The sequence below is a fragment of the Mesorhizobium sp. M0768 genome, assembly GCF_040320195.1.
Taxonomy (GTDB): Bacteria; Pseudomonadota; Alphaproteobacteria; order Rhizobiales; family Rhizobiaceae; genus Mesorhizobium.
On record NZ_JAMYPD010000005.1, the window covers coordinates 240,504 to 260,641 of the forward strand.

General features: G+C 62.7%; 21 protein-coding genes. 13 read left to right on the top strand and 8 right to left on the bottom strand.

The window, feature by feature from the left end; genetic code table 11:
* Positions 1 to 32: 32 nt before the first annotated feature.
* The 10 genes from ctaD (at position 33) to rnhA (ending at position 8,230) form a co-directional block, all read left to right on the top strand.
* Positions 33 to 1,685 carry a cytochrome c oxidase subunit I gene (ctaD, locus tag NKI08_RS09955; protein WP_352470655.1) on the top strand — a complete coding sequence of 551 codons (1,653 nt, stop codon included), beginning with the start codon at positions 33 to 35 and terminating at the stop codon, positions 1,683 to 1,685.
* A 76-nt stretch (positions 1,686 to 1,761) separates the two neighbouring features.
* Entirely contained in the window at positions 1,762 to 2,706 is a 945-nt protein-coding gene (locus NKI08_RS09960; RefSeq protein WP_352768718.1) for a heme o synthase, read from the top strand.
* Positions 2,703 to 2,870: a cytochrome c oxidase system small membrane protein gene (locus tag NKI08_RS09965; protein ID WP_023674135.1), complete on the top strand. Its 168-nt coding sequence runs from the start codon at positions 2,703 to 2,705 to the stop codon at positions 2,868 to 2,870. The genes NKI08_RS09960 and NKI08_RS09965 overlap by 4 nt, the downstream gene beginning before the upstream one ends.
* Before the next feature lie 7 nt (positions 2,871 to 2,877).
* On the top strand, positions 2,878 to 3,510 hold the full coding sequence (locus tag NKI08_RS09970; protein WP_352593359.1) for a cytochrome c oxidase assembly protein: 633 nt from the start codon (positions 2,878 to 2,880) through the stop codon (positions 3,508 to 3,510).
* Between the two features lies 1 nt (position 3,511).
* Positions 3,512 to 4,393: a cytochrome c oxidase subunit 3 gene (locus NKI08_RS09975; protein WP_352449883.1), complete on the top strand. Its 882-nt coding sequence runs from the start codon at positions 3,512 to 3,514 to the stop codon at positions 4,391 to 4,393.
* 82 nt (positions 4,394 to 4,475) lie between these two features.
* Entirely contained in the window at positions 4,476 to 4,862 is a 387-nt protein-coding gene (locus NKI08_RS09980; protein WP_352470653.1) for a DUF983 domain-containing protein, read from the top strand.
* Entirely contained in the window at positions 4,859 to 5,614 is a 756-nt protein-coding gene (locus NKI08_RS09985; protein ID WP_352768723.1) for an SURF1 family protein, read from the top strand. The genes NKI08_RS09980 and NKI08_RS09985 overlap by 4 nt, the downstream gene beginning before the upstream one ends.
* A gap of 107 nt (positions 5,615 to 5,721) precedes the next feature.
* Positions 5,722 to 6,726 carry a 4-hydroxy-3-methylbut-2-enyl diphosphate reductase gene (ispH, locus tag NKI08_RS09990; RefSeq protein ID WP_352768726.1) on the top strand — a complete coding sequence of 335 codons (1,005 nt, stop codon included), beginning with the start codon at positions 5,722 to 5,724 and terminating at the stop codon, positions 6,724 to 6,726.
* Between the two features lie 5 nt (positions 6,727 to 6,731).
* The gene (locus NKI08_RS09995) at positions 6,732 to 7,694 is read left to right on the top strand and encodes a homoserine kinase (protein ID WP_352456890.1); all 963 of its coding nucleotides are present in this window, start codon (positions 6,732 to 6,734) and stop codon (positions 7,692 to 7,694) included.
* Positions 7,691 to 8,230 carry a ribonuclease HI gene (gene rnhA / locus NKI08_RS10000; RefSeq protein ID WP_352501954.1) on the top strand — a complete coding sequence of 180 codons (540 nt, stop codon included), beginning with the start codon at positions 7,691 to 7,693 and terminating at the stop codon, positions 8,228 to 8,230. The genes NKI08_RS09995 and rnhA overlap by 4 nt, the downstream gene beginning before the upstream one ends.
* 18 nt (positions 8,231 to 8,248) lie before the next feature.
* On the opposite strand, the gene NKI08_RS10005 is transcribed toward rnhA, so the two are convergent.
* From NKI08_RS10005 to NKI08_RS10015, 3 genes are all read right to left on the bottom strand, one after another.
* A complete protein-coding gene (locus NKI08_RS10005; protein ID WP_352768730.1) occupies positions 8,249 to 8,728 on the bottom strand; it encodes a DUF2938 domain-containing protein in 480 nt (159 codons plus the stop codon).
* A 130-nt stretch (positions 8,729 to 8,858) separates the two neighbouring features.
* Positions 8,859 to 9,359, bottom strand: a complete 501-nt coding sequence (locus NKI08_RS10010; protein ID WP_352470649.1) for a peroxiredoxin — start codon at positions 9,357 to 9,359, stop codon at positions 8,859 to 8,861.
* Between the two features lie 82 nt (positions 9,360 to 9,441).
* On the bottom strand, positions 9,442 to 10,248 hold the full coding sequence (locus NKI08_RS10015) for a protein-disulfide reductase DsbD domain-containing protein (RefSeq protein WP_352768734.1): 807 nt from the start codon (positions 10,246 to 10,248) through the stop codon (positions 9,442 to 9,444).
* A 147-nt stretch (positions 10,249 to 10,395) separates the two neighbouring features.
* On the opposite strand from NKI08_RS10015, the gene NKI08_RS10020 reads away from it, so the two are divergent.
* Complete coding sequence (locus tag NKI08_RS10020; protein WP_031211061.1) at positions 10,396 to 11,004, top strand: YqgE/AlgH family protein; 609 nt, start codon at positions 10,396 to 10,398, stop codon at positions 11,002 to 11,004.
* A gap of 23 nt (positions 11,005 to 11,027) precedes the next feature.
* Here NKI08_RS10020 and NKI08_RS10025 read toward each other — a convergent pair whose 3' ends face one another.
* From NKI08_RS10025 to thrC, 4 genes are read right to left on the bottom strand one after another with little or no spacing between them, the layout of a single operon-like run.
* Positions 11,028 to 13,916 carry an EAL domain-containing protein gene (locus tag NKI08_RS10025; protein ID WP_352768738.1) on the bottom strand — a complete coding sequence of 963 codons (2,889 nt, stop codon included), beginning with the start codon at positions 13,914 to 13,916 and terminating at the stop codon, positions 11,028 to 11,030.
* A gap of 2 nt (positions 13,917 to 13,918) precedes the next feature.
* Entirely contained in the window at positions 13,919 to 14,515 is a 597-nt protein-coding gene (locus NKI08_RS10030; RefSeq protein WP_352449873.1) for a GNAT family N-acetyltransferase, read from the bottom strand.
* Between the two features lie 15 nt (positions 14,516 to 14,530).
* Positions 14,531 to 15,823: a M16 family metallopeptidase gene (locus tag NKI08_RS10035; RefSeq protein ID WP_352470646.1), complete on the bottom strand. Its 1,293-nt coding sequence runs from the start codon at positions 15,821 to 15,823 to the stop codon at positions 14,531 to 14,533.
* 14 nt (positions 15,824 to 15,837) lie between these two features.
* Complete coding sequence (gene thrC / locus NKI08_RS10040; RefSeq protein ID WP_352768741.1) at positions 15,838 to 17,235, bottom strand: threonine synthase; 1,398 nt, start codon at positions 17,233 to 17,235, stop codon at positions 15,838 to 15,840.
* A gap of 128 nt (positions 17,236 to 17,363) precedes the next feature.
* Here thrC and NKI08_RS10045 point away from each other — a divergent pair, with 128 nt between their 5' ends.
* Positions 17,364 to 18,062 carry a hypothetical protein gene (locus NKI08_RS10045; RefSeq protein ID WP_352768744.1) on the top strand — a complete coding sequence of 233 codons (699 nt, stop codon included), beginning with the start codon at positions 17,364 to 17,366 and terminating at the stop codon, positions 18,060 to 18,062.
* Between the two features lie 38 nt (positions 18,063 to 18,100).
* On the opposite strand, the gene NKI08_RS10050 is transcribed toward NKI08_RS10045, so the two are convergent.
* A complete protein-coding gene (locus NKI08_RS10050; protein ID WP_254818468.1) occupies positions 18,101 to 18,790 on the bottom strand; it encodes an HAD family hydrolase in 690 nt (229 codons plus the stop codon).
* A gap of 180 nt (positions 18,791 to 18,970) precedes the next feature.
* On the opposite strand from NKI08_RS10050, the gene NKI08_RS10055 reads away from it, so the two are divergent.
* On the top strand, positions 18,971 to 20,104 hold the full coding sequence (locus tag NKI08_RS10055; protein ID WP_352768748.1) for a site-specific DNA-methyltransferase: 1,134 nt from the start codon (positions 18,971 to 18,973) through the stop codon (positions 20,102 to 20,104).
* Positions 20,105 to 20,138: the final 34 nt, after the last annotated feature.

A 20,138-nucleotide genomic window follows, 5' to 3' on the forward strand; every position in this document is an offset into this window, starting at 1 on the left:
GACCAGAAAAGATTCAGGGAACGGAGCCGACCATGGCGCACGCTGCAGCTCACGACGACCACGACCACAAGCCGTATCATGGCTGGGTCCGGTGGGTGTATTCGACCAACCACAAGGACATCGGCACGCTTTATCTGATCTTCGCGATCATGGCGGGCTGCATCGGTGGCGCCTTGTCGGTCGTCATGCGCATGGAATTGCAGGAGCCGGGCATCCAGATATTCACTGGCCTGGCGCAGATGGTCTACGGCATGAATGGCGACGCCGCCATCGACGGGGGCAAGAGCATGTACAATGCTTTCACCACCGCGCATGCGCTGATTATGATCTTCTTCATGGTGATGCCGGCGCTGATCGGCGGCTTTGCCAACTGGATGGTGCCGATCATGATCGGCGCGCCGGATATGGCCTTCCCGCGCATGAACAACGTCTCGTTCTGGCTGCTGCCGCCGGCTTTCATCCTGCTGATTTTCTCGGCCTTCGTCCCGAGTGCGCCCGGCGCCTACGGCGTCGGCGGCGGCTGGACGCTTTATCCGCCATTGTCGACATCGGGCCAGCCCGGACCGGCCATGGACCTGGCGATCCTGTCAATCCACATCGCCGGCGCCTCCTCGATTCTTGGCGCCATCAACTTCATCACCACCATCTTCAACATGCGCGCGCCCGGCATGACCATGCACAAGATGCCGCTTTTCGCCTGGTCTGTGCTGATTACCGCCTTCCTGCTGCTTCTGTCGCTTCCGGTGCTGGCCGGCGGCATCACCATGCTGTTGACCGACCGCAATTTCGGCACCACCTTCTTCGCCCCGGACGGTGGCGGCGATCCGATCCTGTTCCAGCACCTGTTCTGGTTCTTCGGCCATCCGGAGGTCTACATTCTGATCCTGCCGGGTTTCGGTATCATCAGCCATATCATCTCGACCTTTTCGAGGAAGCCGGTGTTCGGCTATCTCGGCATGGCCTATGCGATGGTAGCCATCGGCGCGGTGGGCTTCATCGTCTGGGCCCACCACATGTACACGACGGGCCTATCGCTCGACACCCAGCGCTATTTCGTCTTCGCCACCATGGTCATCGCGGTGCCGACGGGTGTGAAGATCTTCTCGTGGATCGCCACTATGTGGGGCGGGTCGATTTCGCTCAAGACCCCGATGCTGTGGGCGATCGGCTTCATCTTCCTGTTCACTGTTGGCGGCGTCACCGGCGTGCAGCTGGCCAATGCCGGCCTCGACCGCCCGCTGCACGACACCTATTTCGTGGTCGCGCACTTCCACTACGTGCTGTCGCTGGGCGCGGTCTTCGCGATCTTCGCCGGCTGGTACTACTGGTTCCCGAAAATGACCGGCTACATGTATTCGCCGGTGATCGCCAACACCCACTTCTGGGTCACTTTTGTCGGCGTCAACCTGGTCTTTTTCCCGCAGCACTTCCTCGGCCTTTCCGGTATGCCGCGTCGCTATATCGACTATCCGGATGCCTTCGCCGGCTGGAACATGGTGTCGTCCTACGGCTCGTACATCTCGGCTATCGGCGTCGTCATCTTCCTGTTCGGCGTCTTCGAGGCGTTCCAGAAGAAGCGGGTCGCCGGCGCCAATCCTTGGGGCGAGGGTGCGACCACGCTGGAATGGCAACTGCCTTCGCCGCCGCCGTTCCACCAGTGGGAACAGTTGCCGAAGATCAAGTAGGCGGTTGCCTCCTTTAATACGGAGCCGCCGGCCGACCGGCGGTTTTGGCCAACGGAATGATGGACTTTAAGTACGCATGGCCCTTGCCGAAGACAGACTGATTGACGAGCCGGGCTTCCGCATGTCGGAAGCGACGGCGGGCGATTTCTTCGCCCTGCTGAAGCCGCGCGTCATGTCGCTGGTGGTGTTCACTGCGTTTGTCGGCATGGTCGCCGCTCCGGTGACCATCAATCCGCTGCTGGCGGTGATCGCGATCCTGGCTATTGCCATCGGCGCCGGCGCCTCCGGTGCGCTCAACATGTGGTATGACGCAGACATCGATGCGGTGATGACGCGCACCGCCGGCCGTCCCGTGCCGGCCGGCCGTATCCGGCCAGGCGAGGCATTGAGTTTCGGGCTGGTGCTGTCGGTTCTGTCGGTGATGACGCTCGGCGTGCTGGTCAACTGGTTGGCAGCATCGCTTCTGGCCTTCACCATCTTTTTCTATGCCGTCATCTATACGATGTGGCTGAAGCGCTGGACGCCGCAGAACATCGTCATCGGCGGGGCTGCCGGTGCCATTCCGCCGGTCATAGGCTGGGCGGCGGTAACCGGATCGGTCAGCCTCGAAAGCTTGGTGCTGTTCCTGGTCATCTTCCTGTGGACGCCGCCACATTTCTGGGCGCTCGCGCTGTTCAAGTCGGAGGACTACGCCAAGGCAGGCATTCCGATGATGCCGAATGTCGCCGGCCAAGCCTCGACCAGACGCCAGATCTTTGCCTATGCGCTGGTCCTCGCGCCGGTTGGCGTGCTGCCCTGGGTTCTCGGGTTCACCACGCCGGTCTATGGCATCGTTGCATTGCTGCTCGGCGCCGGCTTCGTCTGGTATGCGTGGAGGGTGCTGCAAATGGCCGATGACGACCGGGCGATGAAGCCCGCCAAAGCCTTGTTCGGCTATTCGCTGCTCTATCTCTTCGCCATCTTCGCCGCCTACTTTGGCGATTGTGTCGTCGCGCGCGCGCTGACCATTGGTGGAGCATGAGCATGGCCGAAAAGAAGCTTGAACTGGTCACGTTGACCGAACGTCAGCAGAAGGCCCGCCGCAATCGCTCGGCCGCAATCGGTTTCGCGCTGGCGGCGCTGGTCGTCATATTCTACGTCGCGACCATCGTGAAATTTGGTCACAGTTTCCCCGGCTCGATGTGAGCTTAACATGACCAGGCAAACAGTCACCGATCCTAAGAAGAAGAATACGAACCGCGTCGTCGCCGGCGTCTGCATCGCGTTCTTCGGCGGCATGATCGGCATGGCCTACGCCGCGGTGCCGCTCTACGCGATGTTCTGCCAGGCGACAGGCTACGGCGGCACCGTCAAACGGGCGACCCAGCAATATGCCGATCGGGTGCTCGATCGCGACATCACCATCCGCTTCGACGCCAACACCGCCGGCGTTCCCTGGCAATTCCAGCCGGTCGCTCGCTCGATCACCATCAAGATCGGCGAAACCGCCGAGGCGCATTTCAGCGCGACCAACAAATTCAGCCGTCCCATCACTGGACGCGCCACCTTCAACGTGCAGCCGGAACTGGCCGGACCTTACTTCAACAAGGTCGAGTGTTTCTGCTTCACCGACACGACGCTGAAGCCGGGCGAGACACTGGACATGCCGGTCGTCTTCTATGTCGATCCCGACATCGTCAACGCGCCGGAATTGAAGGATCTGACGACGATTACCCTGTCCTACACGATGTTCCCGGTCGACAAGACCAAGCCGGTCGCATCATCGGTGCCGGCCGACGGCCGCCGCAACAAGATTTCAGATACCGAAGCAAGCCTCGGGGGTTGATATGGCAGACGCACACGCAAAACCACAACATGACTACCACCTCGTCGACCCGAGCCCGTGGCCGTTCCTGGGCTCCGTCGGGGCGCTGGTGACCGCGTTCGGCGGCGTCTGTTACATGCAATACCTCAAGGGCGGCGATTTCCCGATCTTCGGTTTCAATGTCGCCAATCCATGGCTGTTCTTCATCGGCCTGCTGATCGTCATCTACACGATGTTCGCCTGGTGGTCGGATACGATCAAGGAGGCGCATGAGGGACACCACACCCGTGTCGTGTCGCTGCATCTGCGCTACGGCATGATCATGTTCATCGCCTCCGAGGTGATGTTCTTCGTCGCCTGGTTCTGGGCCTTCTTCGACGCCAGCCTGTTTCCGGGCGAGGTCCATCAATACGCCCGTACCGCCTTCACTGGCGGCGTCTGGCCGCCCAAGGGCCTCGAAGTTCTCGACCCCTTCCATCTGCCGCTCTACAACACCGTCATCCTGCTTCTGTCGGGTACCACGGTGACCTGGGCGCACCACTCGCTCATCCACGGCGACCGCAAGGGCCTGATCAATGGGTTGGTGCTGACCGTCGGCCTCGGCATGCTGTTCACCATGGTGCAGGCCTACGAGTACATGCACGCGCCGTTCGGCTTCAGGGATTCGATCTACGGCGCCACCTTCTTCATGGCGACCGGCTTCCATGGTTTCCACGTCATCATCGGCACGATCTTCCTGTTGGTCTGCCTGATCCGCGCCATAAAGGGCGACTTCACGCCCAAGCAGCATTTCGGCTTCGAGGCCGCCGCCTGGTACTGGCACTTCGTGGACGTGGTGTGGCTGTTCCTGTTTGCCTCGATCTACGTCTGGGCATCGAACGGCGCGATGATCGAACCGCACTGAGATCGAACTGAGGAAATCGACAAGGCGGCTGCGGCGACGTGGCCGCCTTATCTTTTGCGGCAAATGCTCCTAGGATGATCCCATGAGCGACGACAAGGCGATCTGGCCACCAATCGATCCGATCTCGGCCGGCTTGCATGGCCGCTGCCCCCGCTGTGGCGAGGGCAAGCTGTTCTCCGGGTTCCTCACGGTCGGCAATCGCTGCACCAATTGCGGCCTCGATTATTCTTTCGCCGATGCTGGTGACGGGCCGGCGGTGTTCGTTATCCTGATCATCGGCTTCATCGTCGTCGGCCTGGCGTTGTGGATGGAGGTGACGCTCAATCCACCGCTTTGGCTGCATCTGCTGCTGTGGATTCCGCTGACGCTGGTGCTTTGCCTGGCGGCGCTCCGGCTGATCAAGGGCGTGCTGCTGACGCTGCAATACCGCAACAAGGCGGCCGAGGGCCGGCTGGACCGCGGCGAATGAGCGAGGCATCAGGTTCGGTGGCCGGCCGGTCGCGGCCCAAGCGCGCATTGGCGCTCGGCCTGGGTATCGTCGTGTTTTTGATCCTGCTGGCGCTCGGCACCTGGCAGGTTCAGCGCCTGCACTGGAAAGAGGGCCTTCTCCAGACGATCGACCAGCGCACGCATTCGGCGCCCGTGCCATTGGCCGAGGTCGAAAAGCGGTTTGCTGCCGCCGGCGACGTGGACTACACGCCGGTGATAGTGACCGGCACTTTCCTGCATCAAGACGAGCGGCATTTCCTCGCCACCTGGGAAGGCCAGTCCGGTTTCGACGTTTTCACGCCGCTGCAGCTCGACGATGGCCGTTTCGTGCTGATCAACCGCGGCTTCGTGCCCTACGATTTCAAGGATCCAGCCAAGCGGCCGCAGGGGCAGGTAACGGGCAAAGTGACGGTGACGGGGCTCGCCCGCAACCCGCTGCCGACCAAGCCCTCGATGATGCTTCCCGACAATGACCCGCAGAAGAACATCTTCTACTGGAAGGACCGTGACGCGATGGCCTCGAGCGCCGGCCTGCCGACAGGTGCGGCGCTGGTGCCGATCTTCATCGATGCGAACGCCACGCCCAACCCCGGCGGGCTGCCGGTTGGCGGTGTCACCGTCATCGACCTGCCGAACAGCCATCTGCAATATGCGATAACCTGGTACGGCCTTGCCGCCGCCCTTGCCGGCGTCCTGATCTCCTGGCTCCGCCGCCCGGCGAAAGACCAATGATCGCCGCCACTACCCTTGACAGGGCAGGGCCGCGCACCTCATTTCGCGCCTTGAGCTCAGAAGTCATAGTCCGATCAACCGGCCCACAATCAGCGTAAGATGCAATCATGCTTCACACAAAGCCGCCGCTGACCATCCGGCTCTGCCAGCCCCGCGGTTTCTGTGCGGGCGTTGACCGTGCCATCCAGATCGTCGTGCTGGCGCTGAAGAAATACGGCGCGCCGGTCTATGTCCGCCACGAGATCGTGCACAACCGCTACGTCGTCGAAGGGCTGCAAAGCCTCGGCGCGGTGTTCATCGAGGAGCTCTCCGAGATCCCGCCCGAGCATCGCCAGAGCCCGGTCGTCTTTTCGGCGCATGGCGTGCCGAAATCGGTGCCGGCCGACGCCCAGTCCCGCAACCTGTTCTATCTCGACGCGACTTGCCCGCTGGTCTCGAAAGTCCACAAGCAGGCGATGCGCCATCAGCGGCTTGGCCGCCACGTGCTCTTGATCGGCCATGCCGGGCATCCGGAGGTGATCGGCACAATGGGCCAGTTGCCGGACGGCGCGGTAACTCTGATCGAGACCGAGGCCGACGCCGCAAGCTTCGTGCCCGCAGACCCACAAGCGCTCGGCTTCGTCACCCAGACGACGCTGTCGGTCGAGGATACCGCCGGTATCGTCCGCGCCCTGCAGCAGCGTTTTCCCGAGCTGCACGCGCCGGCGGCGGAATCGATCTGTTATGCCACCACCAATCGCCAGGAAGCGGTCAAGGAAACAGCGGCCGGCGCCGATCTCTTCCTGGTTGTCGGCGCACCTAACTCGTCCAACTCGCGGCGCCTGGTCGAAGTGGCCGAGCGCGCCGGCGCCTCGATGTCGCTTCTCGTGCAGCGCGCCTCCGAAATTCCGTGGAATGAGATTGCCGGCATTTCGACGCTCGGCCTGTCGGCGGGCGCCTCGGCGCCGGAGATCATCGTCGACGAGATCGTCGATGCGTTCAGGCAGCGCTTCGACGTGACCATCGAGCTGGCCGTGACGGCGACGGAGACGGAGGACTTTCCGGTGATGCGGGTGTTGCGCGATGTCGAACTGACGGCTGCCGACATGGCCTTCGTCAACGGGGCCGCGTAGCAACGATGGCGGTTTACACCGACGTCAACGAGGGCGAGCTCGGCGCATTCCTCAGGAACTATCCGGTCGGCGACCTCTTGTCCTACAAGGGCATCGCCGAAGGCACCGAAAACTCGAATTTTCTGCTGCACACCAGCAGCGGCTCCTACATCCTGACGCTTTACGAGAAGCGCGTCGACAAGGCTGACCTGCCGTTCTTTCTCGGCCTCATGGCCCACCTCGCCAGAAAGGGCATTTCGTGTCCGCTCCCGGTCACCGCACATGATGGCGGCGTGATCGGAACACTTGCCGGCCGGCCGGCGGTCATCATCACCTTTCTCGAAGGCCTGTCGCTGCGGCGGCCGACGGCTGCACATTGCGGCGAGGTCGGCAAGGCGCTGGCGGCACTGCATCTCGCCGGCGCGGATTTTCCGATGACCCGCCCCAACGCCCTTGCCATCGATGGCTGGCGCAAGCTGTGGAATGCCGCCCGCGCCCGCGCCGACGAGGTCGAGCCGGGACTGGCGGCCGAGGTCGATGCCGATTTCGCCGATTTCGAGCGGAACTGGCCGAACGGTCTGCCGCAAGGCATCATCCATGCTGATCTTTTCCCGGACAATGTGTTTTTCCTCGGCGAGAAACTGTCCGGGCTGATCGACTTCTATTTCGCCTGCAACGACCTCTATGCCTATGACGTTGCCACGTGCCTGAACGCCTGGTGCTTCGAGAAGGATTTTTCCTTCAATCTGACCAAGGGCACGGCGCTGCTTGCCGGCTACCAAAGCGTGCGGCCGTTGAGCAGTGACGAGAAAGCTGCGCTGCCGATGCTGGCGCGCGGTTCGGCGCTGCGCTTCATGCTGACCCGGCTCTACGACTGGCTGACGGTCCCGGATGGCGGCCTGGTGATGAAACGCGACCCGACCGAGTATATCCGCCGGATGCGCTTCCACCGGGCGATCAACTCTCCTTCCGAATATGGACTGACATGACCAAGCGCGTTGAAATCTTCACCGACGGTGCCTGTTCGGGCAATCCCGGGCCTGGCGGCTGGGGCGCAATCCTGCGCTTCAACGGCGCAATCAAGGAGCTCCATGGTGGCGAGGCTCTGACCACCAACAACCGCATGGAGTTGTTGGCGGCCATCTCGGCGCTCAATGCGCTCAAGGAGCCTTGCGTCGTCGATCTTTATACCGACAGCAACTACGTCAAGGACGGCATTTTCGGCTGGATCGACGGCTGGAAACGCAACGGCTGGAAGACCGCTGCCCGGCAGCCGGTGAAGAATGCCGAGCTGTGGCAGCAGCTCGACGCTGCGCGCAACCGCCACCAGGTCACCTGGCATTGGGTCAAGGGCCATGCCGGCCATCCCGAGAACGAGCGCGCCGACGAATTGGCGCGGCTCGGCATGGCGCCATTCAAGACGAAGTCGGCGAAACCCGTGCTCGCGTCCGTGCCGCCGGAGGAAGGCACCCAGTCCAGGCAATCGGCGGCCAAGAAGGTTCGCCGCTCGACCCAGAGTTATTGATCCGGTTGAACTGGCGTGTCAGCGGATCAGAAGGGCGGTGCCGAACAGTCCGATGGCAAACACCGTATGCGACACAAGATTGAGGGCGCGGACCTGCATCGGATTGGGCCGCTTCGAAGCGGCCCAGCCGGCGCCCATGCCGGGCGCCAGCAGAAACCACCCGGCGCCGACGGTGACGATGCCGAGCATAAAAGCCGGCAGGAAGGTCGGCGCGGTGAGCCAGGCCGTTCCGGCCAGCACGACCAGTATGACGCCGTAGACGATGCCGACAGCATAATGAAAGGCCCAGCCAAGTACTGATTCATGCGGGTAGGGCGAGGCCTCGCCAATGTCGTCATGGAAGACCTTGCCTTCCCTGAGATGCCAGACCCAGCGGCCGACCAGCCCCCAGTTCGGCCGCGGCTGAGCAAACGCCTTGTTCAGGAAAATCGCCCAGAGATCCATAAGCGCGGTTGCGCCGATGCCGATCGCGACGCTGCGCCAGACGATGTCAGACATAATCGAGGTCCCCAGAAGCAAGCAGTCCCGAAGGGCCGACGCATGGTCCCGAAAACCGGGTCGGCTTTCGGAAGGATCATGCGCCGATGCAAAAGTCAGCGTCCTTTGGACGCCCTTTGCCGTGCCTGGCCTAGGCTGTCGCCAGGACGGAAAGCTGTCCGAGAATGTGAGCCGCACCGGATTCGTCGACGCCGGGCTTTGTCTCGACATTGAGTGCGGTGACCTTGCCGTCATCGACGATCATCGAAAAACGCTTCGAGCGTAGCCCCATGCCGCCGCTGGAGAGGTCGGCGTCGAGCCCGACGGATTTGGCGAAATCGCCATTGCCATCGGCAAGATAAAGGATTTTGCCTTCACCGCCGCTGAAGCGGGCCCAGGCCCCCATAACGTGAACATCGTTGACCGAGACAACGGCGATAGTGTCGACGCCGCGCGCCAGGATGGCGTCGTAATTGTCCAGGTAGCCGGGCAGATGATTGTTGCTGCAGGTCGGCGTGAAGGCGCCTGGAACGCCAAACAGCACGACCTTCTTTCCTGAGAATAGCTCGCCCGTCGTTATCGGCTTTGCACCGTCGGCGGTCATTGTCTTGAAGGTCGCATCGGGCAGTTTGTCGCCAACGGAGATCGTCATGATGGTCCTCGCTTGGAAATGGAAGGGAGTGTCCTTGCGATAGCGAATTAAGGCGCGCCCGGCAACCGTCCAGACGTTGGCATCACGGGAATGGCAACAGGCCTTCGACCGCGCCTGCGGCACTTGTCAGTGTGTAGTGCAGGCCGCCATCGGTTGGCGTTGTCGACGGCCTGTCGAGGATCGGCACAGTAAAGATCAGCTTGCCATCCTTTTCGCTGCGTGCCGGGGCACCGAACATGTAGTCGCGTTCGCCGGCAACGAAGAAGTCGGCGCCCTCGGGGCTGCCCGGAAAGCTCGCTTCGACAATCAGCGTTTCATGGTCGCCCGGCAGTACGTTTATGCCGAAATCGGGCGTTGCCGTGGCAGGCAGGGTGGCAAGGCTTGCCTTGACCAGTGCCGCGTCCCCGGCGTTGTCCGGATCGGCGCCGGGATCGACGGTCAGCCTTGTCTGCACCGGGATGCAGATGGTTTCGCAGATGCCGAGGAAAATGTCCGCATCGATGACGGCCGGCTGGCCGGGCGCGGCAAGCGTGAACGTCACCGGCAACGAAACGGGGTGGTCGTAGCCGGCCCATTTGCCGTAGCCGTCGTCGTGGCGCTGCGGCGGCGGAAACGAAAGCGTCGCGTCGGCAATGTTGGTGCTGGCCGAGACGTCGATCTGTGGCGGCACGCCCGCATCGCCCGGATCGCGCCAATAGGTCTTCCAGCCGGGCTTCAGCGCAATGTCGAGGACGCCCTGGAGACGCCCGGCCTCATCGGCCTTGCCGCTCGTCACCAGCCGCACCCTGCCGCCTTCGCTGTTGTACCAGGCCGATGAGGAGGCTGAGGCGGGGAGGCCGGTCGCCGATCCAATGGCTACGCCAAGCAGCAGGATTTTCAAGCTTTGCATGGCAATGATTTGATCGTCTGTTGATGGCCGCACAATGATTTCATGACGCCGCCGGCATCATATTTGCGTGACCTTCGATTTACGAGCCCGATCAAATCGGGCGCCGCCCATCTTTTCGACGCCCCGGAAACGCGTTACGCTGTGGCCATGGATTTGTTGCGCCATAAAAGGACGGCCGCAGGACCCGGCTTTCTCGACGATCAGTTCCTGATTGCCATGCCCGGCATGAAGGATGACCGCTTCACGCGCTCTGTCATCTACATTTGCGCGCACAGCGACGAAGGCGCGATGGGGCTGATCATCAACCAGACGCAGCAGATGCTGTTTCCGGACCTGCTCGTGCAACTCGGCATCATGAACGAGCTGGAGGCAATTCGCCTGCCGCCACCGGCGCGCGACTTCGTCGTGCGCAATGGCGGACCGGTGGATCGTAGCCGCGGCTTCGTTCTGCATTCGGGCGACTACCGGGTGGAATCCTCGCTCGCCGTGTCCGACGATGTCTGTCTGACCGCGACCGTCGACATATTGCGCGCCATCTCCTCCGGCCGCGGACCCCGGCGGGCTCTGATGGCGCTTGGCTATGCCGGCTGGGGTGCGGGCCAGCTTGAAAACGAGATCGTCGAGAATGGCTGGCTGACTTGCCCGGCAAGTGCCGAGCTTCTGTTCGACGCCGACATCGATCGCAAATATGACCGGATCCTCGCCTCGATCGGCATTGATCTCGCGCATCTCAGCCTGGCTGCCGGTCACGCCTGAACCTCATTACGTCCTGAAACTTGTCACGCTTGGGTCAACGGATACTGTTCCTTCAGCGTCTTCAGCACCTGGTCGCCCGGCATCGGCGCGCCGAACATGAAGCTCTGCACGTACTCGCAGCCCATCTGCCGCAACTCCAGCGCATCGCTCTCGTCCGAAATGCCTTCGGCGACAACCGACAGGCCGAGTTCATGCGCCATATTGACCATGGATTTGAGCAGCACCGCACGTTTCGGCGTCGCGTCGTCGACGAAGCTCTTGTCGATCTTGATGGTGTCGAATGGAAAGCGCGTCAGATAGGCCAGCGATGAATAGCCGGTGCCGAAATCATCCAGCGACAGGCCGATGCCAAGCTGCTTCAGCTTGGTCAGCACATGGGCGGTCTGCTCGGGATTGTCCATCACCAGCGATTCGGTGAGTTCGAGCCGGAAGCAGCGCGGTTTCAGGTTGGCTCGCGCGATCACCGAGCGGACGTCGCTGACCAGGTCGCGGCGGATGAGCTGACGGCTGGACAGATTGACCGAGACCGACAGCGGCGCATCGCCGATCTGCTTTTGCCATCCCGCCAGGTCTTCGGCAGCCTGTTGCATGGCGAACAGCCCAAGCTGCACGATCAGGCCGCAGTTTTCGGCGACCGGAATGAAATCAGCCGGCGGGATCATGCCGCGACGCGGATGGTCCCAGCGCAGCAGCGCTTCGAAGCCTGCGACGCTGCCGTCCTCCAGCCGCACGATCGGCTGGTAGGCAAGCGTGAATTCGCGTCGTTCGATGGCGCGGCGCAGATCGGACTCGAACTGCAGCCGGTCGGTGCCGACGGTGCGGAAGGCGGGACGGAATGGCTCGATCCGGTCGCCGCCGAAGCGCTTGGCCTGATGCATGGCAAGCTCGGCATCCTTGACCATGTCCTCGGCTGAGGTCTGCGTGGCGGTCCAGGTGATCAGCCCGATCGAGGCGGTCAGCACGATCTCGCGCTTGGCGAAGGTGATCGGGTTGTTGATGGCGTGCTTGATGGCATCGGCAATGCCCGCGATGCGAGCCGGATCCTGCTCCGACAAAAGCATCAGCGCGAACTGGTCGCCGGCAAAGCGCGACAGCGAATCCTTCGGCTTGAGCAGCCGGTGCAGCCGCCGCGCGATGGTCAAAAGGATGGTATCGCCGGCCGAGATGCCGAGCCCGTCATTGACCTGCTTGAAGCGGTCGATGTCGATGACGAAGACGGTCGGGCGCACCTTCTCTTCGGTGCGGGCGATCGAAATGATCGCCTCCAGCCGGTTCATGAACAACTCGCGGTTGGGCAGGCCGGTGAGATTGTCATGTACGGCGTCATGCAGCAGCCGTTCCTCGGACTTCTTCTGCTCCGTCACGTCGACCATGGTGCCGACGCAGCGGATGACCTCGCCGTCCGAGCCGATCACCGGCCGGGCGCGCAGCGAAAACCAGTGATAGTGCCCGTCGGCGCCGCGCAGGCGGAAGTTTTGCGACACCCGGCCGCGCCGGTGCTCGAGCACCACGTCGAGCGTCGTGCGAAACGTGTCGCGGTCGTCGGCATGCAGCACCGGCAGCCAGTTGCGGGCGGGCCCGCCGAGACTGTTGGGGGCAAGGCCGAGCTGAATGCTGACGTCGGGACGAGTGACGACGCGGTCGCGCAGCACGTCCCAGTCCCACACGGTATCGCCCGATCCGGCAACCGCCAGCGCCTGGCGCTCGAGATCGGAGAACAGGCCCTGATGCAGGGCGCCGCCGGCAAAAGCGTGCTGCATCACCGTGAAGCCGATCAGCAGGATGATGAGGATCAGCCCGCCGCCCAGCGCCGGCTGGGCGATATCGTTGTCCAGCATGCCGGTGATCGCCATCCACGATCCGCATAGCCACAGCAGAACCATCACCCAACTGGGCACCAGCATGATGGCGCGGTCGTAACCGCGGATACCGAGGAAGATGATCAGGCCGAGCCCGGTCAGCGAGGTGGCGGCGAAGGACAGCCTGGCAATGCCAGCGGCAACCGCCGGATCGATGATGGCGACACCGGCGATCAGCACCAGCCCGAGAATCCAGACCAGCGCGCCGTAGCTGAAATGGCCGTGCCACCGGTTGAGGTTGAGATAGGCAAACAGGAACACCACGAAGGTCGCCGCGAGCGCCACCTCCGTTCCGGCGCGCCACATCTGCTCATTGCCCGGTGAGATCTCTATGATCTTGTTGAGAAAGCCGAAATCGACGCAGATATAGGCAAGCACCGCCCACGCTAGGGCCGCCGTTGCCGGGAACATCGAGGTCCCCTTGACGACGAAAAGGATGGTCAGGAACAGCGCCAGCAGGCCGGCAATGCCGATGACGATGCCACGAAACAGCGTGTAGGAATTGACCGAATCCTTGTAGGATTCAGGGTCCCACAGATAGACCTGCGGCAGCTTGGGCGAGGCGAGCTCGGCGATGAAGGTAATCACCGTTCCCGGGTTCAGCGTGACCCGGAAGACGTCGGCGTCGGGGCTGGTCTGGCGGTCGAGCGCAAAGCCTTCGCTGGGCGTGATCGCGGCGATACGGGTCGAGCCGAGATCCGGCCAGAACAGGCCGGAATTTACCAGCCGGAAATGCGGTGCGACAATCAGCCTGTCGAGCTGCTGGTCGGTGGTATTGGCCAGCGCGAACACCGCCCAGTCACCGCTCGAGCGCGCATCATTTGCCTCGACCTCGATGCGCCGCACGATGCCGTCCGGGCCTGGCGCGGTCGACACCTGAAAATTCTCGCCCTGGTTCCGGTAGATCAAGACGGCCCCCGAAAGATCGAGCGCAACGTCGTCGCGGGCGATCTTGATCGGTTCTACGGCAAAGGCCGAGGACGCCGCGCAGAGCGTGACGATTGCCGCCAGCATAAAGGCAAGCAGCGACCCCTTGCGCAGAAAATTCGTCAAAATCAGCCCTTTGTTCCAACGCCCGGCGGATCGTCCGCGATTCGGGCGTATAGGTAATGGTCCTGCCAGATGCCGTTGATCCTGAGATAGGATCGTAGCAGTCCTTCGCGCCGGAATCCGGCTTTTTCAAGCACGCGGATCGACCGGGCGTTGTCGGGAATACAGGCAGCTTCGATCCGGTGCAATCGCAGCGTTTCGAAGGCGAAACGCGTCACCACTTTGACGGCATCGGTCATCAGGCCGCGTCCGCTGAAGCGCTCGCCGATCCAGTAGCCGATATGGCCGCTTTGGGCGACCCCGTGGCGGATATTGCCGAGGGTGATACCGCCGGCCAGCTTGCCGCTGCTTTTCTCGAAGATGAAGAAGGCGATCGCCGTCCCCTGCGCGTAGTCCTCGCGGTAGCGCCCGATACGGTGCCGCCACGCAGTGCGGTCGAGCTCGTCAGGCGTCCATCGCGGCTCCCACGGCTCGAGGAAGGCGCGGCTTTCACTGCGCAGCACCGACCACTCGCGATAGTCGTTGGTCAGCGGTACGCGCAGCGTGACAAGCTCGCCCTTCAGTGCCGGCAGGTCGCGGCGAAAGAAAGGGAGCGCGAACACGACGCTCGAGTAGGCTTAGACGGCGAGCTTGCGGGCAGTGGTCTGCGTGCCCGAAAGCGAATCGAGGATCGCCTCATAGGGCGCGAGCGTACCCACCGGCCCGACGGCTGTAAGCGTCGGCTTGGTCGAAAAAAGCCGCGACGACAGGTCCGTCAGCCGCTCGACCGTCAGCGCCGACAGCCGCTCCATCAACTCTTCCTTGGCTATCGGCCTGCCGAACAGAAGCAACTGCCTGGCGATCTGCGAGGCGCGGCTGGCCGGGCTCTCGGCCGACATGATCAGCCCGGCGCGGTACTGCGCACGCGCCCGGTCGAGCTCCTCCTGCAGGATGTTTTCACCGGCCTTTTGCAGCTCGTCGATGATCACAGGCACCAGCTCGGCAATATCGCTTTGTCCGGTCGCCGCATGGACCCCGAAGACGCCCGTGTCGGAAAAACCCCAATGGAAGGCGTAGACCGAATAGCACAGGCCGCGTTTCTCGCGGACTTCCTGGAAAAGCCGCGACGACATGCCGCCGCCCAGGATCATCGACAGGACCTGGGAGGCGTAGAAATCGCGGACGTGATAGGCGCGGCCCTCGAAACCCAGCACGATCTGCGCGTCCATCAGGTCGCGGTCCTCGCGAAAATCGCCGCCGACATACTGCGCATATTGCGGGATGGTGCCGTCGGCCTTGCCGCGGAAGCTGCCGAGACGCTTTTCGACCTCCCGCACGAAATCGTCGTGCTTGATATCGCCGGCCGCCACCATCACCATGTTCTCGGCGCCGTACTGTCGTTCGATGAAGTCGTGCAGCTGCTTCGAAGTGAAGGATTTGACGGTTTCCGGCGTGCCAAGAATCGAGCGGCCGATAGTCTGGTGGCGGAAGGCGGTCTCGGTAAAGTGATCGAAAACGACGTCGTCGGGCGTATCGTGCGCGGCGCCGATCTCCTGCAGAATCACATGCTGCTCTCGTTCCAACTCCTGCGGATCGAATTCGGATTCCTGCAGGATGTCGGAAAGGATATCGACGGCCAGCGGCACGTCGTCGCTCAGAACCCTTGCATAATAGGAGGTCGTCTCGACGCTGGTGGCGGCATTGATCTCGCCGCCGACGTCCTCGATCTCCGAGGCAATCTCGAAGGCGCTTCGCCGACTGGTGCCCTTGAAAGCCATGTGCTCGAGCAAGTGCGCCATTCCGTGCTCTTCGTCACGCTCGTTGCGTGCGCCCGACTTGACCCAGGCGCCAAGGGCAACAGATTCGAGGCTTGGAAGGGTTTCGGTGGCGACTGTCAGGCCGTTCGACAGACGGCTTACCTCAACACCCATATGGCAATTACTCCCTAACGCGCCGCCCGCGTGTGGCGGCCGACATAATCTTCCACCATTTTCAGGTCGGATGGAAGTACCGTGTATTTTTCCTCGGCGCTCATCAACCCGCCTAGCCATGCAGGCAGGGCAGGCGACACGCCGCTGGCGGATTCGACGGCGGCGGGAAACTTTGCCGGGTGCGCAGTGCCCAGCACCACCATCGGCACCTCACCCGCACCCTTGCCGGCGGCCACATGCACGGCCGCGGCGGTATGCGGGTCGAGCAGATAGCCGCTCGCCGCAAGTGTGGTGCGGATGGTGGCGGCGACCTCGTCCATGGTGGCGCGGCCGGCGTCGAATTCGGAGCGGATCTTGGCGATTTCGCCGGCCTCGATGGTGAAGGCGCCGGACTGCTTGAGCCCGTTCATGTAGCGCCGCACGGTCGAGGCATCGCGGCCGGACGCTTCGAACAGCAAGCGTTCGAAGTTCGAAGACACCTGGATGTCCATCGAGGGGGACGTGGTCGAAAAGACCCCCTTCATGCGGTATTCGCCGGTCGCCAGCGTGCGCGCCAGAATATCGTTGTCGTTGGTGGCGATGATCAGCCGTTCGATCGGCAGCCCCATCTTCTTGGCGGCATAGCCGGCGAAGATGTCGCCGAAATTGCCGGTCGGCACGGTGAAGGAAACCGGCCTGTCGGGCGCGCCGAGCGACAGCGCGGAGGAGAAATAATAGACGATCTGGGCCATGATGCGGGCCCAGTTGATCGAGTTGACGCCGGACAGCGATACCCGGTCACGAAAACCGTGGTCGTTGAACATGTCCTTTACCAGGCTCTGGCAGTCGTCGAAATTGCCTTCGATCGCCAACGCATGGACGTTTGCGGCGGTCGAGGTCGTCATCTGCCGCTGCTGTACCGGCGAGACGCGGCCGTGCGGGAAAAGCACGAAGATGTCGGTGCGGTTGCGCCCGGCAAAGGCATCGATGGCGGCCCCTCCGGTGTCGCCGGAGGTGGCGCCGACAATGGTGGCGCGCTGGTCACGCTCGGCCAGCACATGGTCCATCAGCCGTGCAAGAAGCTGCATCGCCACGTCCTTGAAAGCGAGCGTCGGGCCGTGGAAGAGCTCGAGCACGAAGCTGTTCGGCCCGGTCTGCACCAGCGGGCAGACGGCCTCATGGCGGAAGGTTGCATAGGCTTCGCGCACCAGCCGTTCGAACACCGGCGCCGCGATCTCGCCGCCGAGGAACGGCGACAGCACGCGGATGGCAAGATCGGGATAGGCAAGGCCGCGCATGGCGCGGATCTCGGCTGCGGAAAAATGCGGCCAGGCGCTCGGCAGGTAGAGCCCGCCGTCGCGCGCCAGTCCGGCCAGCACCGCGTCGGAAAATCCAAGCGCGGGCGCTTCCCCGCGGGTACTCACATATTGCATCGTCACGTTTCCATTGCTGCCGGGAATTTTCGCCCGCCGCGAGGTGGTGGATTTCTGCGCTGGATCAGTCGCATTTTTGCCGCGCGGTTGATATACGTCACCGGCTTTGCGAGAGGGAAGTGCAGTTCATGGCGTTTCATTCATTCAACGGTCGTTTTGTCGCGGGTGTGGCGCTCACCGGCTTTATGCTTGCCGCCGCAGGTTGCCAATCGAGCGACAATGGAATTCTCGGCTTCGGCAAAAAGGATGCGACGCCGCCACCGCCACCCGATCCAAAGGTGCTTTCCAGCCAGTTGCAGGCCTATTGCCCGAAAGTGACGTTGCGTGACGGCACCGCCTTCTTCAATACCTACGCCAAGAGCGGTCCGAAGCCGAAGAAAAAACCCGATGTTGCCGCCGAGGAAGCCGCCCAGCCGGCAGTGGACGCGGCAGGCGTCGATCAGCCGGACGATTCCGCCAAGATCATCTATCAGGCTTCGATCACCGATGTGACCCGCGACTGCAGCCGCGCCAACGGCTCCTTGTCGATGAAGATAGCCGTCGCCGGCAAGGTCGTGCCTGGCCCGATGTTCACCCCCGGGACCATCACCATGCCGATCCGCATCGCGGTGATGCACGGCACCGAAGTTCTCTATTCGCAGCTTCACTCCTATCAGGTCCAGGTTACCGATCCTTCGAGTGCCACGCAGTTCGTCTTCACCGATTCCAACGTCGTCGTTCCGGAGCCGACGGCGAAGGACTACCAGGCATATGCCGGGTATGACGAGGGCGCTCCGAAAGTAGGGACAGACAAGCCGAGGAAGAAGAAAGCCGCCGCGACCAACTAAGCCGCTGCATTCGTGCCACGGCGGTTGGAGGCGGCCTCTCAGGCGTCCGCCGACCATTCCGACAGCGCGGCGATCACGCTTTTCAGCTCCGCCCAGCGGCGGATGACCGTTTCCGCGCCGGCCTCGGTCAGCGCATCGGCGTGGCCGGGATAGCTGTGCGCCGCGCCGGTGAAGCCGATGACGCGCATTCCCGCCGTCTTGGCGCCGGTGACGCCATGCACCGAATCCTCGATGACAAAGGTGTTGGCAGGATCGGCCTTGAGCTTTTCCGCGGCGAACCGAAACACGTCCGGCGCCGGCTTGGTTTTCCCGGTCGGAGTTTCCAGCGAGGAAAAGATACGGCCGGCAAAGAACGGCAAAAGCTGCACCTTCTCCAGCATGAATTCGATCCGCTCCGAGCGCGAATTCGAACAGACGCAGCGCGGCACTGCTACCGCGGCGACAGCCTCGTGCGCCCCGTCGATGGCACGCACGTCGCTGCGCAGCCTACGATCGACCAGCTGTTCCTCCTTGTCGATCAGCGAGGCCTGGAACGGGATCCGGGACTTTTCCTCGACCCGCATCATGATGTCCTTGAAAGTCAACCCGGCATAGACCTCGGAAATCTCCTCGGCCGATATCTCGTAGCCGGCCGAGGTCAACAGCTCGGCATCGATCCGCGCGGCGATGATTTCGGAATCGACGAGCACGCCGTCGCAATCGAAGATGACAAGGTCTGGCTGGGGCATGGTGATCCGGAAAGCGGGATGAAGGGAATGCCGAGGGCTTTTTGGTCCAAACGGCTCAGGCGGCGCGGCATACACCAACAGGCCGGGCTTCGCAAATTCGGCGGGCTGCTTCACTGAATATTTACGCTGATCGGTAACCATAACGGACAGTAAACAGTAACGCGTGCCTTGGGTGTCACAATGTCTGCCGTGCGTCTTCTCGACGAGCTTTCCGATGTTCCCCAGCAATCCGAGTGGCTGGATACGATCCTGAAGGGCGACTGCGTTGCCGCGCTCGAACGGCTGCCGGAAAAGTCGATCGACGTGATCTTCGCCGATCCGCCCTATAATTTGCAGCTCGATGGCGATCTGCACCGGCCCGATCAATCCAAGGTCGATGCCGTCGACGACCATTGGGACCAGTTCGACAGTTTTGAGGCCTACGACGCCTTCACCCGCGCCTGGCTGCTGGCGGCGCGCCGTGTGTTGAAGCCCAACGGCACGATCTGGGTTATCGGCTCCTACCACAATATTTTCAGGGTCGGCGCCAAGATGCAGGACCTGGGCTTCTGGATCCTCAACGACGTCGTCTGGCGCAAGACCAATCCAATGCCGAATTTCCGTGGCCGCCGTTTCCAGAACGCGCATGAGACGATGATCTGGGCATCGCGCGACCAGAAGGGCAAGGGCTACACTTTCAACTACGAGGCGCTGAAGGCATCGAACGACGATGTCCAGATGCGCTCGGACTGGCTGTTTCCGATCTGCACCGGCGGCGAGCGCCTGAAGAACGACAATGGTGACAAATTGCATCCGACGCAGAAGCCGGAAGCGTTGCTTGCCCGCATCATGACGGCATCGACCAGGCCGGGCGACATCGTGCTCGACCCGTTCTTCGGTTCAGGCACCACCGGGGCTGTGGCCAAGCGGCTTGGCCGCCACTTCGTCGGCATCGAGCGCGAACAAACCTATATCGATGCCGCCATGGAACGTATCGATGCGGTCCGGCCGCTGGAAGGCGCCAATTTGACGGTACTGACCGGCAAGCGCGCCGAGCCGCGCGTCGCCTTCGTCACCCTTCTCGACAATGGCCTGGTGGCGCCAGGCGCCACGCTCTACGACGCCAAGAAGCGCTGGGCGGCAAAAGTGCGCGCCGACGGCACGCTGGCCATCGGCGACAGTGCCGGGTCGATCCACAAGATCGGCGCCGAGGTGCAGGGGCTGGACGCCTGCAACGGATGGACCTTCTGGCATTATGAGCGCAGCGGCGGCCTGACCCCGATCGACGAGCTTCGCCGCATTGCTCGGCTGGGCATGGAGCGGGCGGGCGCCTGACGGCTTCCGAGTTGCGGCAGATCGGTTAATGCGA

Bases quoted from the DNA above. Each gene is read 5' to 3' on its own strand.
- NKI08_RS10005 (WP_352768730.1), bottom strand. From the start codon at position 8,728: ATGTCTGACATCGTCTGGCGCAGCGTCGCGATCGGCATCGGCGCAACC.
- NKI08_RS10015 (WP_352768734.1), bottom strand. From the start codon at position 10,248: ATGCAAAGCTTGAAAATCCTGCTGCTTGGCGTAGCCATTGGATCGGCG.
- NKI08_RS10035 (WP_352470646.1), bottom strand. From the start codon at position 15,823: ATGGGTGTTGAGGTAAGCCGTCTGTCGAACGGCCTGACAGTCGCCACC.
- NKI08_RS09995 (WP_352456890.1), top strand. From the start codon at position 6,732: ATGGCGGTTTACACCGACGTCAACGAGGGCGAGCTCGGCGCATTCCTC.
- NKI08_RS10045 (WP_352768744.1), top strand. From the start codon at position 17,364: ATGGCGTTTCATTCATTCAACGGTCGTTTTGTCGCGGGTGTGGCGCTC.
- rnhA (WP_352501954.1), top strand. From the start codon at position 7,691: ATGACCAAGCGCGTTGAAATCTTCACCGACGGTGCCTGTTCGGGCAAT.
- NKI08_RS09975 (WP_352449883.1), top strand. From the start codon at position 3,512: ATGGCAGACGCACACGCAAAACCACAACATGACTACCACCTCGTCGAC.
- NKI08_RS10050 (WP_254818468.1), bottom strand. From the start codon at position 18,790: ATGCCCCAGCCAGACCTTGTCATCTTCGATTGCGACGGCGTGCTCGTC.
- ctaD (WP_352470655.1), top strand. From the start codon at position 33: ATGGCGCACGCTGCAGCTCACGACGACCACGACCACAAGCCGTATCAT.
- NKI08_RS09960 (WP_352768718.1), top strand. From the start codon at position 1,762: ATGGCCCTTGCCGAAGACAGACTGATTGACGAGCCGGGCTTCCGCATG.
- NKI08_RS09985 (WP_352768723.1), top strand. From the start codon at position 4,859: ATGAGCGAGGCATCAGGTTCGGTGGCCGGCCGGTCGCGGCCCAAGCGC.
- NKI08_RS09965 (WP_023674135.1), top strand. From the start codon at position 2,703: ATGAGCATGGCCGAAAAGAAGCTTGAACTGGTCACGTTGACCGAACGT.
- NKI08_RS09970 (WP_352593359.1), top strand. From the start codon at position 2,878: ATGACCAGGCAAACAGTCACCGATCCTAAGAAGAAGAATACGAACCGC.
- ispH (WP_352768726.1), top strand. From the start codon at position 5,722: ATGCTTCACACAAAGCCGCCGCTGACCATCCGGCTCTGCCAGCCCCGC.
- NKI08_RS10055 (WP_352768748.1), top strand. From the start codon at position 18,971: ATGTCTGCCGTGCGTCTTCTCGACGAGCTTTCCGATGTTCCCCAGCAA.
- NKI08_RS09980 (WP_352470653.1), top strand. From the start codon at position 4,476: ATGAGCGACGACAAGGCGATCTGGCCACCAATCGATCCGATCTCGGCC.
- NKI08_RS10020 (WP_031211061.1), top strand. From the start codon at position 10,396: ATGGATTTGTTGCGCCATAAAAGGACGGCCGCAGGACCCGGCTTTCTC.
- thrC (WP_352768741.1), bottom strand. From the start codon at position 17,235: ATGCAATATGTGAGTACCCGCGGGGAAGCGCCCGCGCTTGGATTTTCC.
- NKI08_RS10010 (WP_352470649.1), bottom strand. From the start codon at position 9,359: ATGACGATCTCCGTTGGCGACAAACTGCCCGATGCGACCTTCAAGACA.